Origin of the sequence: Streptomyces sp. NPDC058663 (assembly GCF_042716745.1) — a bacterium.
GTDB lineage: Bacteria > Actinomycetota > Actinomycetes > Streptomycetales > Streptomycetaceae > Streptomyces.
In genome coordinates this window covers 32,966-47,205 of the sequence record NZ_JBHXRV010000008.1, presented here as the reverse complement: position 1 = coordinate 47,205, position 14,240 = coordinate 32,966, and the positions used below count along the sequence as shown (strand labels likewise).

Genomic DNA, 14,240 nt, shown 5'->3' with positions numbered 1-14,240 from the left:
CGTGGAAGATAAGGTGAAGGCATGCAGACCGATGCCATCGACGCCATCGTCGAACAGTGGAAACGAGAGCGCCCCGACCTGGATGCGACACCGATGCTCGTCATGGGGCGGCTCTTCCGCCTCGCGAACGCGCTGGACCAACAGCTGCGCCCGCCCTTCCGGGACGCGGGCCTGGGGAGCGGTGACTTCGACGTACTGGCGGCGCTCCGGCGCGCGGGGGAGCCGTACGCGCTGTCCGCGGGCGAGCTCAGCCGCACCGTCCTGGTCACGACCGGAGCGATCAGCAAGCGGGTGGACAGGCTCGAAAGCCGGGGCCTGGTCAGCAGGTCCGTCGACGAGAGCGATTCCCGCGGACGCCTCGTCGCTCTCACCGCGAAGGGCGTCGAACTGGCCGACGAGCTCATCGCCGTCCACCTGGACAACCAGCGCCGGCTTCTCTCCGGCCTCGGTGCGGACGAGCAGAGCCGGCTTGCGGACCTGCTCGTACGACTCGCCGCAACGCTGCCCGGGCACGCTTGACGGAAGGGCCGTACCGGCGCGCACGGGAGCCGCGCATGTTCGACCGCATCAGGAGCAGCTACGGGCTCGGAGCGGATGGTTGGGCGTAGTTCCGGGAGATCGCGTTTGACGCGGTGCCACGTCGCGCGGGCGGCGCCGCCGCCGTAACAGGTGCACCCCGCCGTAACAGGTGTGCCCTGACACGCTCACCTTCGGGTGAGTTGCGCGGCCCGCCCCCGGCGGGCCGCGAAGGTGTCCCTCATGATCTCAATTCGCTCCCGCCGCCGGGTCGTTGTCCTGCCTGCCGTGGTCCTGTCCCTGTCCGCCCTGCTCACCGCCCCGACGGCCGCCTCACCCACGCCCGCTCGTGCCGCCGCGGCGCCGCCAGCCTGCCCGCAGGTCTTCGACCCGATGACCGCGGCGGTGGACAAGACGGTGAAGTTCTCCCGCATCACCCCGAAGCCGGTGGTCCGCGAGAGCTGCGGCACCCTCTACCGGGCCGACGGACGTGGCCCCGAGGTCGTCTTCGTCGAAGGCTTCCGCCCCAAGGAGGTCAACGGCCAGTACGACATCGAGAAGTACGTCCTGAAGAACCAGCCTTCCCCCTTCGTCTCCACGTCCTACGACCACGACCTGTTCAAGCAGTGGGTGCGGTGGATGAAGAACGGAGCCTTCAACTACTACATCGACGCTCCGGGCGGCATCGACGTCAACAGGACCATCGGGGACGACCACAAGTTCGCCGACCAGGTCGAGGTCGCCTTCCCGGGCGGGATCAGGTCCGAGTTCATCATCGGCGTGTGTCCGATCGACAAGGAGACCAGGACAGAGATCATGTCGGCCTGCAGGAGCAACCCCAAGTACCGGGCGCCTGAGGCTGCCTGAGCCGCCGGCTGGAGGAGGGGGTGGGCGCGGATGGGCCGAGCCACCAGCGTCACCCCCTCCCGGCCGAGCAGGAGGAGCCCGCCCCGGCCTGGCAGCGGACCGTGAGGGACCGCACGGCGCCCTGAGTACCCGCGGGGGACCGCGCCGTAGAAACAGCGTTCCCGTGCCCGCGGCGAAGGCCGCGGGCACGGGAAGCTCGCCGAACCGGGCGGTCAGGGCGTCCTGTTGAGGACGAACTGCGAGCCGGGCTCGATCATGACGTCCCCTTCGGCCGAGCCGGTCACGGTGACGTCCGTGAGCGTCGCGCTGCCCCGGGCGCCACTCATCGCGAGGATGCCGGAGCCGTTGTTCGACTTGTCGATGCGGACGTTCTGGATCTTCACGCCCGGCATCGTGCCGCCTCCTGTCTTGAACTGGATGCCGTCGTACGTCGAGTCGTGGATGTCGGTGTCCCTGATGGTGACGCCGGGGATGTCTGGGCCCTGGGCGAACAGGGTGATGGCCCCGAACTCCTGGTCCTCGTTCCAGAAGGCGCCGCCCGTGCGGTGCAGCGCGTTGTTGGCGATGAGGGTCTGCCCCGAGAACGGCAGCGGATCGTGGTCGGTGGCCAGCATGATGCCGGGGTAGTTCATGGTGTCCGCGATCACGTTGTTCTCGATGGTGTTGCCGTAACCGCCGTAAATGGCGATGCCGTTGGCCCGCCAGGGCAGCTGGACGGTGTTGTTGCGGAAGTGGTTGTCGTGGCCGATGTCGACCGCCGTGTCCTTCACATACTTGCTGGCCCAGACCGCCAGCGCGTCGTCACCGTTGTTGCGGAACGATGAGTTGTACACGGTCGAGTTGCGGGTGCCGTTGGCGAAGTTGATGCCGTCGGCGTAGGTGTTGCGGATCCGCATTCCGGTGAACTGCACACCGTCGCCCGGGCCCCAGAGCTCCGGAATGTTGGAGTAGTCCCGTCCGGCCCACACCCCGACGTTCGCGTGCTCGATCCACACGTTGTCGATTCTGGTGTTCTTGCCGAACCGCCCGTTGAGGCCGACCCCGCCCTCGTGGTTGCCGTCGCCGCCGCGGATGGTGCCGGAGCCGAAGATCGCGAGGTCGGAGATCTTCGTGTTGTCGTCGATGTCGAAGCCGAAGTTTCCCTCGTGCGGGTGGTTGATGCCGCCCGCCTCGTGCGGCGGCGTGAGGGTGTACAGCTGGGAGTGCCACATGCCCGCGCCGCGGATCGTCACGTCACGGATGCCCACCGTGTTGAACTGCCCGCGGTTCAGCGGGTCGTCGGTGAGGATCTTCTGCTCCTGGCGCCACTGGCCCGCCGGAATCCAGACGCAGGCGATCTCGCCCTTCTGGTCGGCGGTCACCGCCCGCTGGAGGGCGACCGTGTCGTCGATGCCGTCGTTCGGCACCGCGCCGTAGGCAGTGATCGAGGTGCACTCCGCCGGCTTCGCGGCCGGCGGGGCGACCTGCTCCAGGTCCACCAGGTCGATGATGTGGAACGCCGCGGAGTCACCGGCGTCCCGCTGGAGCCGGAACTTCGTCCCCGCCGGATACGTCTGCGACAGCAGCGCGTGGGACTCGTCGAACAGGCGCCGCGCGTCCGCCTTGGGGGTGTTGCTCAGCCCCTCGGGGTCGTCCGTCGTCCCGTACAGCCAGCTGTGCTTGGAGGACAGGGTCAGCTTCCGTAAGAAGGTGCCGTCGACGTACAGACTGATCGTCGCCTCCGCGCCACCGCCCGCCGGGGCGTCGGGGACGGAGTTGCGTACGACGATCGAGTTGGCGGCACCGGTGGCGGTGAACTCCACGAACTGGCCCGTGGAGTCCAGCCGTACCGACTGGCGTCCCGAGGACTCGGTGGCGAAGTTGGTGTGCCCGAAGGTCCGCTTCCGGTCGGCGGTGAGGAGCGTGCCCTGGTAACGGGCGTCCTCGGCCTCGTACTCCGTGTACGGCACGGCCGCGCCGCGCCCGACCACGAGGGACCGGGCGAACACGTTGTTGTTCTCGTCGGTCTCGGCGACCGTGCCCGTGGCGTCGGCCGTGGCGGTCAGGGTGACGCCGCCGCCGGTGGCCGTCCACGTACCGGTGAGCGGCACCTGGACGGTGGCTCCCGCCGCGATCGCGCCCGCGGTGCCGTTCAGCGTGGTCGTACCGGCGGTCAGCCGGGTGACCGTGCCCGCCGGTACGGCGGTGGTGCCGCGGTTGTGCACCGCCACGGTGAAGCCGACCGGCGTACCGACCGCGGGCGCGGCCGGGCTGGACGTGATGCCCGTGACCCGCAGGTCGGGCCCCGGACTCTGACCCACCGTCAGCTTGGTGGCCGCCGTGCGGCTGTTGTTGCTGTTGTCCTGCTCCGCGACGGTGTCGGTGGGGTCCACCACCGCCGAGACGGTGTACGCACCCATGGGCCGCTTGCCGACCTTGAGTGGCACTGTCGCCGAGGCTCCGGCGGCGAGCGCGGCCACCGGGGCAGAACCGGCCACCGTGCCCTCCACGCTGACGTTCACCGTGGTGGCGGGGGACGCGGCGCTACCGGTGTTGCGCACCAGCGCGTGGACCGTCACCTCGTCGGACTCGGACGGCGCGGCCGGGGACCAGGTCAGCTCGGTGACCACCAGATCGGGGTTCGGCGCGGCCGCCCCCACCACCTGGAACTCCGCGACCTGGGCACCGGGTGCGCCCGTGTTGGAGAAGAAGGTCAGCCGCAGATCCGCGTAACGCCCGCTCACCGGGATGGTGACGGTGTTCTGTCCCGCGGACGGGCTGAAGGCGTAGTCCGCCCGTGCCTTGAGGGAGGTGAAGCCGGAGGCCGACTGCTCACGGCCGAGGACCTGGATTCCCTGCGTCCGCGCCGCCCACTCCTGGGCGGGGTTCAGCTTGACGACCACGGCGTCCACGTCGGCGTTGGCACCGAGCTTCACGGTCAGGCTCGCGGGGAACCCGGCGGACTCCCAGTAGGAGGTGACGCTGTCGTCGTTGGCGTGCGTGGCGACGTACGTCTGGGTGGTCGAGGTCGCCTCGATCGGCTTGTTGCGCGCCAGGTTGGTGCCGTTCGTCGGCGGGTTCCCCGGGTCCTGGCCGGCTTGCCCGTACACCTCCAGCTCGGAGAGCTGCGCCGCGCTCCAGCCGGAGTTGGCGCTCACCCGTACCCGTACGAACCGCACCGTCGCGGGGGTGACGGCGATGCTCACCGTGTTCGCCCCGGACGGGTCGAAGGTGCGGACGGCGGAAGCGGCGAGATCGGTGAACGCGGTGCCGTCGGTGCCGCCCTGGACGCTCAGGGTCTGGCGGCGCGACTCCCAGGCGAGGGGCAGCTTCAGCGCGATGCGCTCCACCCGGACGCTGCTGCCCAGATCGACCTGGACCCACTGCGGGAAGACGCCCGCGGGACCTTCCCAGTACGACAGCTGGCTGCCGTCGGTGACATGGGCGGCGGGATGGGCGCCGTGCGCGCCACCGGCCGTCGCCGATCTGCCGAGCGCCAGATTGGGGCCTTCCGCCGCCTGCGCGGGGGTGGGCAGCAGCCCGAGCGTGAGGAGGGCGGCTGTCACCGTGCCGACGAGCAGCCGTAAACCCTGATGTCTCCATCTCATGATGGCCTCTGTTTCAAGATGACGGGAGTTCCGGTCAGGAACGTGAGAGAGCTCAAGGGGAATCTGCAACGACTACCTGATTGTTTTGAGTGATTCAGTCAAGTTTTTGCGTTGCTGAGGTGACAGGTTTCTACCGGGGCCCCGCTTTGTCAACGGACGGGACAGGTGCGTGAGGGGAGAGGGAGGGTTGCCGCAGGTGGTGAGTGACATGCTCATGTCAAGCATGCCGACGTCGGCGGGGCCGGGCCGTGTTGAGGGGGCTGCCCAATGGGGCACGTGCGCGGTAGGCCTACGGGGGCGGCGCGGCCGGCGGTTGTGCCGTCGAGCCGCGGACGACGAGTTCCGGCTCGAAGAGAAGCTCGCCCTGGTGCGTCTGCGCCCCCTGGATCTGGGCGCACAGCAGCTCCACGGCGGCACGCCCCATCGCCTCGATGGGCTGGCGCACCGTGGACAGGGAGGGGTCGGTGCAGTTCATGAAGGCGGAGTCGTCGAACCCGACGACCGAGACGTCGGCGGGTACGTTGAGGCCCCGGCGGCGGGCGGCCCTGATCGCCCCCAGCGCCAGCGGGTCGCTCGCGCACACGATGCCCGTCACCCCGCGTTCCAGCAGACGGGCCGCGGATGCCTGGCCGCCTTCCAGGGAGAACATCGAGCGCTCGACGAACTCCTCGGCGGGCCCGGCGCCGGCCGCCCGTGCCACGGCCCGTGCGGCGTCCAGCTTGCGCCGCGACGGAATGTGGTCGGCGGGCCCCAGCAGCAGGCCGATCCGCTCGTGCCCGAGGGACACCAGATGGCGCCACGCCTGCTCGACGGCCACCGCGTCGTCACAGGAGACACAGGGGAAGTCGAGCCCCTCGATGGGTGCGTTGACCAGCACCACCGGGACCTGACGCTCCGCCAGCAGCCGGTAGTGGTCGTGCGGCGCGTCCGCCTGGGCGAACAGACCTCCGACGAAGACCACCCCGGAGACCTGCTGCTGGAGCAGCAGGTCGACGTAGTCCGCCTCCGAGACCCCGCCCTTGGTCTGGGTGCACAGCACCGGCGTCAGGCCCTGCTGGGCCAGCGCGCCCCCGATCACCTCCGCGAAGGCGGGGAAGATGGGGTTCTGGAGCTCGGGCAGGACGAGACCGACCAGGCGGGCGCGCTCGCCCCGCAGCTGGGTGGGACGCTCGTATCCCAGCACGTCCAGGGCGGTCAGCACGGACTGGCGGGTCAGCTCCGAAACACCCGGTTTGCCGTTGAGCACACGGCTGACCGTGGCCTCGCTGACCCCCACCTTCTTGGCCACCTGGGCAAGTCGTCGCGTCATACACGCAAGCCTAACGCAAGCGATGCAAGCGAATTGCGCAATCCGTGCCGTCCTTCGAGCTGCGCCCGCCGGAGGCTTTCCCGGTGCGGTCCGCAGGTGCGTTGACAAGCCGGGGACGGCATGGTCATCCTCTCGGAGAGCGCTCTCCGAGGAGTGCTCCGGAAGGGGGACGGATGACGGAAGAAGAGCTCGCCCGACTGCTCGACAAGCTGGACCTGCCCCAGAAGGTGCGCCTGCTCACCGGCGCGACCACCTGGCGCACCGCCGCCGAACCCGCCGTGGGGCTGCGGGAGATGACGATGTCCGACGGCCCGGCGGGGGTGCGGGGCGAGGCCTGGGACGAGAGCGACACGTCCGTCCTGCTGCCCTCCGCCTCGGCACTCGGCGCCCTGTGGGACGAGGAACTCGTCGAGCACCTCGGCGGGGTGCTGGCGGCCGAGGCCCGGCGCAAGGGCGTGGACGTCGTCCTCGCACCCACGCTCAACCTGCACCGCTCACCGCTCGGCGGCCGCCACTTCGAGTGTTTCTCCGAGGACCCCGAACTCACCGGCCGCACCGGAGCCGCTCTGATCCGGGGCATCCAGGCGCACGGCGTCGCCGCCACCGCCAAGCACTTCGCCGCCAACGACTCCGAGACCGACCGGCTGACCGTCGACGTCCGCATCGGGGAACGCGCCCTGCGCGAGGTCTGCCTCGCTCCCTTCGAGGCAGCGGTCCTGGCCGGCGTCAGGCTCGTGATGACCGGCTACAACGGTCTCAACGGCCGCACGATGACCGAAAATCCCCTGCTGGACGACATCCTCAAGCGGGAGTGGGGCTTCGACGGAGCCGTCGTGTCCGACTGGGGCGCGGTCCGTTCCACCGTGGCGTCGGCACGTGCCGGGCAGGACCTCGTCATGCCGGGACCCGAAGGCCCCTGGGGGGACGCCCTCGTGCGGGCGGTACGGGACGGCGTCGTACCGGAGGCCGTTGTTGACGACAAGGTGCGCCGCCTGCTGCGCCTCGCCGACCGGGCCGGAGCACTCCACCCTGCCCCGACCGCCCCACCGGCCCCGGCCGCACCGCCACCGCACGCGGTGCGCGGCCTGCTGCGGCATGCGGTCGCCGCGAGCACGGTCCTGTTGCGCAACGACGGCGTGCTGCCGCTGGACCCCGCCCGCCTGCGCACCCTCGCGGTGATCGGGGCGCATGCCGAGCGGCCCCGCGCCCAGGGCGGCGGCAGCGCCGGCCTCTACCCGCACCACGTGACGACTCCGCTCGACGGCATCCGCGCCGCCCTCGGCCCCGGCGTGCGCGTGCTCCACGCACCGGGACCCGTGCCGGCGTCCCCGCCGCCGCTGGACGGCCGGGAGTGCGTCGACCCGCGGGAAGGGCGCCCCGGCGTCCTGCTGCGGGTGCTCGACGCGCGGGGACGGGAGCTCTACGCCGGACACCGGCTCTCCGGGCGGCAGTTGGAGCCGCCGCTGCCGCCCGGAGCCCACACGGTCGAGATCAGCGCGCGGCTGGTGCCCGCGGCGGGCGGGGAGTGGACGTTCGGCGTCGGCGGGTTCGGCCTGATGAGCCTGAGCGTCGACGGGCGGACCCTGGTCCGCGGCGGGTTCCCGCGCACCACCGACGATCCCGCCGTGGTGCACGTCAACCCGCCCTGCCAGTACGGGCGGACCGAGCTCGTGGCCGGGCGGCCCGTGCACGTGGTGGCCCGCCGCGAACTCGCCCACGACACCGGCAGGGCCACCCTGCTGACCGCCTCCCCGCCGCTGCCCGACCCCGGAACGGCACTCGCGGAAGCGGCAGGGGCGGCGCGCACGGCCGATGCGGCCGTGGTGGTGGTGGGCACCCCCGAGGAGAGCGAGTCCGAGGGGCACGACCGCACGCACCTCGCCCTGCCCGCCTCCCAGGACGCGCTCGTCCGGGCGGTGACCGCCGCCAACCCGCGCACCGTGGTGGTGGTCAACACCGGCGGCCCGGTCGAGATGCCGTGGCGCGAGGAGGCCGCGGCGGTACTCCTGACCTGGTTCCCCGGCCAGGAGGGCGGCACCGGTCTCGCCGACGTCCTGTTCGGCCGCACCGAGCCGGGCGGCCGGCTGCCCACCACCTGGGGCGCCGCCCTCACCGACGTACCCGTCACCGCGACGACGCCCGAGAACGGCGTACTGCGGTACGAGGAGGGCCTGCACGTCGGACACCGGGCCTGGCTGCGCGCGGACCGCGCACCCGCGTACTGGTTCGGCCACGGCCTGGGCTACACGACGTGGGCGTACGAGGGCATGACGGTGTCCGCCCGGGAGGGCGGGCATGCCGGGGGCCGCGCGTGGGACGACGACGCGTTCACCGTCTCCGTAACCCTGCGCAACACCGGGCCACGGGCGGGCCGGGAGGTGGTGCAGGTCTATCTGGCACGGCCGGGTTCGGCGGTCGAGCGCCCGTCGCGGTGGCTCGCCGGGTACGCGTCCGCCCGGGCGCAACCGGGTGCGGCGGTCACCGTGCCGGTACGTGTGCCGGCACGGGCACTGCGCCACTGGTCACCGGAGGACCACGGCTGGCGGACCGAACCCGGCACCTTCCAGGTGCTCGTGGGACCGTCGGCCGGGAACCTGCCCCTGACCTCCGAGGCGCACTGCCCCGGGACTTCGGGCGTACGCGGGTGAGGACCGCCGGGAGAGCGCTCCCGTACGCCCGGTACGGGGCCCGGGGCCGCCGGTAGGGTTACCGGCATGACCAGACAGGCGCCGACCCTCGAGGACGTCGCGCGGGAGGCAGGCGTCTCCCGCGCGACCGTGTCCCGGGTCGTCAACGGCATCCGCAACGTGGACCCGGCGATCCAGGCCGCCGTGCGCGGCGCGATCGAACGCACCGGCTACGCCCCGAACCGGGCCGCGCGGTCCCTGGTGACCCGGCGGGCCGAGACCATCGCCTTGGTCGTCTCCGGTGCGGGCGACGACTCGGAGAGCGGACAGAACCTCTTCGCCGCCCAGGTGCTCGCCGACCCCTTCTTCAGCCGCGTGGTCAGCGGGGTCGTCGGTTTTCTGCGGCCCCGGTCGATGTACCCGGTGCTGATGTTCGCCGAGACCGACGCGGCACGGCGCGACGTGGTCGGCTATCTGCGGCAGGGCAGCGCGGACGGCGCGCTGATCTTCTCCACCCACGCCGGGGACCCGCTGCCGGGGATGCTCGCCGCCGAGCACCTCCCCTGCGTCCTGTTCGGACGCCCCGCGCTTTCGGCGCAGGTCAGTTACGTCGACGTGGCGCACCGGGACGGCGCGCGGCTGGCCGCCGAGAAGTTGCTCGCCCGCGGCTGCCGGCGCGTGGCCACCGTCACGGGGCCGCTGGACCTTCCCGCCGCCCAGGAACGGCTGACCGGCTTCCAGGACACCATGGCCCGCCACGGGCATCCGTACGTCCTCACGGCCGAGGGAGAGTTCACCGAGGACAGCGGGGCGGCGGCGATGACCCGGCTGCTGGCCGAGGACGCCGGTATCGACGGGGTCTTCGCGGCCAACGACCTGATGGCGCGGGGCGTCTGCCGGACCCTGCGGGAGAGCGGCAGGCAGGTGCCGGACGACGTGGCGGTGGTCGGCTTCGACGACTCCGGCCCCGCGGTGGCCTGCCGGCCGCCGCTGACCACGGTCCGCCAGCCAATGGAGGAGATGGCCGCCGCGATGGCGCGCCTGCTCCAGGAGCAGATCGAGGGCGGCAGGACCCGCCCCACCTCGGTCATCTTCGATGCGGAACTCGTGGTCCGCGACTCGGCGTGACGAAGCACCACACCGGATCCCCCCGTACCCGCCGGCGGTCCTGACTGCCGTCGCCCCCGCCGGCGGTCCTACGGCCCCCGTACCCACGACGTGGCCCGGACCGCCCTCGTGCGCGAGGAGGACGGGACGGGCCGGGTGACCGTGGGGCCGTCCCGTGGCCGATCGGGAGAGCGCTCTCCCAGAGTGGCTCGCCGTCGTGTGCCTGACAACGCCTCGGACCTCAACTCCTTTGCGGGCACGCGGCGTCGGCCCGCTCCTGGCCGAGGGTCCCGGCGGAGCGCACAAAGCCGCCCGGGCCCCCGGCCACAGGGGAGTACGTCCGGACCCCGACGGCGCGGGGCGGCGTCACGCGAGGGCGGGTTCTTCCGTACAGACCGGCCCACCACTCACCGGCTCGCACGGCTCGTGGGCCGTCAACCCCCTGCACAGCAACGGGATTAGGGCGGGCATCCTGTGCACACACCTTGACCGGCCTCCCGCGGCCGTCGCTCCGCTCGTCGTCGACCGCGAGCCGCCGCCCGCCCTCAACTGCCCTCCCCACCCGGTCCACTGGTGAGGAGCGGCCCCTATCCCTCCGTAATTCAGTCGTCATCTTGCAAGTTTGGATCGACTTATTGCGCAGATCTGTCGGGAGTCCTATGGTGGCGCAGCAATCAGGGCAGTGCTTGGGCGTCACCTCCGAGGAGCCGTAATGAAGCCCCGTAACCTCGCGATCCTTCTCTCCACAGGCCTCGTCCTCAGCCTCGCGGCCTGCGGCGGGGACGCGACGGACGCCAAGGCGGGAGGCGTGACGATCACCGTGGCGTGTCAGCCGGCGAAGACCGCGGCGAAGCAGCGCAAAGCGTGGAACGACGACGTCGCCGCGTTCGAGAAGGCGCACCCCGGCGTCAAGGTCAACAGCACCGACCAGCAGCCGTGCTTCGATCCGAAGACCTTCGCCGCGAAGCTGGCGGGCGGGCAGATGGAGACGGTCTTCATGGTCCCGGTCACCAACTACGCCGACGTCATTGCCAAGAAACAGGCGAAGGACCTCACCGGCGTCACCGGCCTGGTCAAGAACTTCGGCGACATCAAGCAGGACGTCAGGGACATGGTCACCAAGGACGGCAAGGTCTACGGCGTCCCCAACGTGAGTTACAGCGTCGGCCTGATCTACCACCGCAAGCTGTTCACCCGGGCCGGTCTCGACCCGGACAGCCCGCCCCGGACGTGGGAGGAGGTGCGTGCCGCCGCGAAGAAGATCGCCGCCCTGGGTGACGGGTACGTCGGCTACGGCGAGTACGGCGGCGGCAACGTGGGCGGCTGGCACTTCGCGCAGTCCCTCTTCAGCCGCGGCGGCGAGATGGTGGTCGACGGCAAGGCCGCTTTCAACAGCCCCGAGGGCAAAGCCGTGCTGCACACCCTGCACGACATGCGCTGGCAGGACGACAGCGTCGGCAGCAAGGTGCTGATCGGCTGGGAGGCTCTGATGCAGCAGATGGCGGCGGGGAGGACGGGCATGATGCTCGGGGCGCCGGACGTCGTCACCGACCTGGTCCAGAAGTTCCAGGGGAACGTCGACGCCTACGGCATCGCCGGCGTGCCGGAGGGCAGGGCGTCGCTGAGCGGCGGCGAGGCGTACATGGTCAACCCGAAGGCGGACGCCGCCCAGACCAAGGCCGCCATGCAGTGGATCGACTTCCAGTTCAACACGCCGGGCAAGGGCCGCCACGACTACGCCCGCGGCAAGGCCAACGGCGAGGCGGTGGGTGTCCCCAACAACGACTACATGGGCGACTCCCCGACCGGAAAGGCCATCGCCAAGGACCGCGCCGCGCACGCGGTCCTGCCCACGGAGAACTACCGCTTCTACGTCGAAGCCGCAGCAGGCGTCGCCCCCAAGCTGGAACCGGTCAGGGCCCAGGAGCTGTACGCGGTCCTCGACGTGCCCATGTCCGCGGTGCTGACGCGGCGTAACGCCGACGTCGACAAACTGCTCGCGGACGCCGAGGCCAAGGCGAACTCGATCCTGGCCAGGGGCTGACAGCGACGTCCCCGGGGTGCCGGCCGGCGGATCGCATCCCGGGACCTCCAGGGAGCCGGCCGGCGGATCGCACCCGGGACCTCCAGGGTGCCGTGCGGCGGATCACACCCGAGTCCCCGGGGTGCCGTGCGGCGGATCACACCCGAGTCCCGGGGTGCGACCGGCGACCGCACCCCGGGGCGCTCCCCACATCGTAGCCACAGCCGGGAACTGGAGACCCTCATGGACACACTCACCGCGGAGCCGAAACGGCAGGCTCCGCCGCATCGCAGACCGCCCCGTCGCCGGCCCCCGTCGCCGCGCCGGCGCAAGGTGCGGAACAATCTGACGGCCTACGGCTTCCTGTGCGCGGCGCTGTTCTGTTTCGCGATGTTCGCCTGGTGGCCGATCGTCAGGGAAGCCGTCCTCAGCTTCCAGCAGACCAACCTCGTGGACGAGCCGGTCTGGGTGGGCCTGGACAACTTCCGTACGGTGGTTGCCGATCCCGCGTTCGGCCAGGCGTGGCGCAACACGCTGGCGTTCACGCTGCTGGCCCTGGTGTGCGGGTACCTCGTACCCTTCGCCGTCGCGATCGTGCTCAACGAACTGCGGCACGCCCGGGCGTACCTGCGGTTCGTGGTGTACCTGCCGGTGATGCTGCCGCCGATCGTCTCGGTCCTGCTGTTCCGCTGGTTCTACGATCCGGGCCCCGGGCTGTTCAACCAGCTCCTGGACTTCGCCGGGCTGCCGCCGCTGGCCTGGCTGGACTCCACCGACACCGCGCTGATCTCCCTGGTGATCGTCTCCACCTGGATGAACCTCGGATCCGGCGTGCTGATCTACCTGGCGGCCCTGCAGAACATCCCCGGTGACCTGTACGAGGCCGCGGAACTCGACGGGGCCGGCATCCTCCAGCGGATCCGGCACGTCACGATCCCGCAGACACGGCTGATCCTCCTCCTCATGCTGATGCTGCAGATCGTCGCCACCATGCAGGTGTTCATCGAGCCGTACATGCTCACCGGCGGCGGCCCCGAGAACGCGACGGTCACCGTCGCCTACCTGATGTACCAGTACGCCTTCGTCTACGGCGGCAACTACGGGGCGGGCAGCGCGCTCGGCCTGATGCTCATGCTCGTCCTGCTGGCGGTCGCCACGGTCCAGCTGCGGCTGACCCGCGACGAGAAGAGGTAGACCCATGCTGAAGACAACCGAGCCCCGGGTAGCGGCAGCTGAGGCCTCCGGGGAGTCATCGGTACCCGGGCCCGGCCGCCGGCGCACCACCAGGAAGCGCGGCGCGTGGGCCGAGGGGCACGCCAGGACCGTGATCTCCCCGCTGGAGCTGAAGTCCCGCTGGGGCAGGAAGATCTACTGGGCCGTGCTCACCGCGGTCCTGGCCGTGTTCACGCTGGTGTTCGTCTTCCCGCTCTACTGGATGGTCACCGGGGCGATGAAGACGGGCGAGGAGATCGCCCGGATGCCGCCCTCGCTCTTCCCGGAGGCACCGGACTTCTCGGTGTTCGCCGACGCCTGGGAACTCTTCGACATGGGGCTGCTGCTCGAGAACACCCTGTTCTACGCCGCCGGTGCCTGGCTCTTCGCGCTCGCCGTGGACGTCACCGCCGCCTACGCGCTCTCCAAGCTCCGGCCGATGTTCGGCAACGTGATCCTGGGGGCCATGCTGGCCACGCTGATGATCCCGCCGATCGTCGTGATGATTCCGGCGTACCTCACGGTGACCGATGTGCCCATCTTTGGCTGGCAGCTGCTCAACTCGCCCTGGGCCATCTGGTTCCCGGTGGCCGCCAACGGGTTCAACATCTTTCTGCTGAAGCGCTTCTTCGACTCGATACCCAACGAGATCCTCGAAGCGGCCGAGATCGACGGCGTCCCCCCGTGGCGGGTTCTCGTGTCGATCGTCCTGCCCCTCTCCCGGCCCATCCTCGGCGTGGTGTCCATCTTCACCGTCGTGCTGGTCTTCAAGGACTTCGTCTGGCCGCTGCTCGTCCTGCCCGAAAGCAGCAAGATGACGATCAGCGTGGGCCTGTCCCAGACGGCAGGAGCGGTGACGCAGAACCAGATCATGGCCGGTCTGGTGATCGCCAGCGTCCCGATGATCATCGTGTTCCTCTTCTCCCAGCGCAGCATCATGGCGGGCCTCACCGCAGGCAGCCTCAAGGGCTGACCCTCCCGGTCAGGGACCT

At 70.7% G+C, this 14,240-nt stretch carries 9 protein-coding genes; 7 read left to right on the top strand and 2 right to left on the bottom strand.

Annotation, left to right across the window (positions count from 1 at the left end):
* The first annotated feature begins 21 nt into the window (after positions 1–21).
* Together ACFWVV_RS07850 and ACFWVV_RS07845 are read left to right on the top strand one after the other, a co-directional pair.
* A complete protein-coding gene (locus ACFWVV_RS07850; protein WP_384356457.1) occupies positions 22–519 on the top strand; it encodes a MarR family winged helix-turn-helix transcriptional regulator in 498 nt (165 codons plus the stop codon).
* 240 nt (positions 520–759) lie between these two features.
* Positions 760–1,383 (top strand): ADP-ribosyltransferase, encoded by a 624-nt coding sequence (locus ACFWVV_RS07845; RefSeq protein WP_384356454.1) that lies wholly within the window; start codon positions 760–762, stop codon positions 1,381–1,383.
* Positions 1,384–1,595: 212 nt separating this feature from the next.
* Here the strand turns inward: ACFWVV_RS07845 and ACFWVV_RS07840 are convergent, their stop codons facing one another.
* Positions 1,596–4,970 carry a CARDB domain-containing protein gene (locus ACFWVV_RS07840; RefSeq protein WP_384356451.1) on the bottom strand — a complete coding sequence of 1,125 codons (3,375 nt, stop codon included), beginning with the start codon at positions 4,968–4,970 and terminating at the stop codon, positions 1,596–1,598.
* Between the two features lie 289 nt (positions 4,971–5,259).
* Positions 5,260–6,279 (bottom strand): LacI family DNA-binding transcriptional regulator, encoded by a 1,020-nt coding sequence (locus ACFWVV_RS07835; protein WP_384356448.1) that lies wholly within the window; start codon positions 6,277–6,279, stop codon positions 5,260–5,262.
* Between the two features lie 173 nt (positions 6,280–6,452).
* On the opposite strand from ACFWVV_RS07835, the gene ACFWVV_RS07830 reads away from it, so the two are divergent.
* The 5 genes from ACFWVV_RS07830 (at position 6,453) to ACFWVV_RS07810 (ending at position 14,221) form a co-directional block, all read left to right on the top strand.
* A complete protein-coding gene (locus tag ACFWVV_RS07830) occupies positions 6,453–8,927 on the top strand; it encodes a glycoside hydrolase family 3 C-terminal domain-containing protein (RefSeq protein WP_384356445.1) in 2,475 nt (824 codons plus the stop codon).
* Between the two features lie 66 nt (positions 8,928–8,993).
* A complete protein-coding gene (locus tag ACFWVV_RS07825; protein ID WP_384356442.1) occupies positions 8,994–10,034 on the top strand; it encodes a LacI family DNA-binding transcriptional regulator in 1,041 nt (346 codons plus the stop codon).
* A gap of 691 nt (positions 10,035–10,725) precedes the next feature.
* Positions 10,726–12,057 carry an ABC transporter substrate-binding protein gene (locus ACFWVV_RS07820; RefSeq protein WP_384356439.1) on the top strand — a complete coding sequence of 444 codons (1,332 nt, stop codon included), beginning with the start codon at positions 10,726–10,728 and terminating at the stop codon, positions 12,055–12,057.
* Positions 12,058–12,279: 222 nt separating this feature from the next.
* Complete coding sequence (locus ACFWVV_RS07815; protein ID WP_384356436.1) at positions 12,280–13,230, top strand: carbohydrate ABC transporter permease; 951 nt, start codon at positions 12,280–12,282, stop codon at positions 13,228–13,230.
* 4 nt (positions 13,231–13,234) lie between these two features.
* A complete protein-coding gene (locus ACFWVV_RS07810) occupies positions 13,235–14,221 on the top strand; it encodes a carbohydrate ABC transporter permease (RefSeq protein ID WP_384356433.1) in 987 nt (328 codons plus the stop codon).
* Positions 14,222–14,240 lie beyond the last annotated feature (19 nt).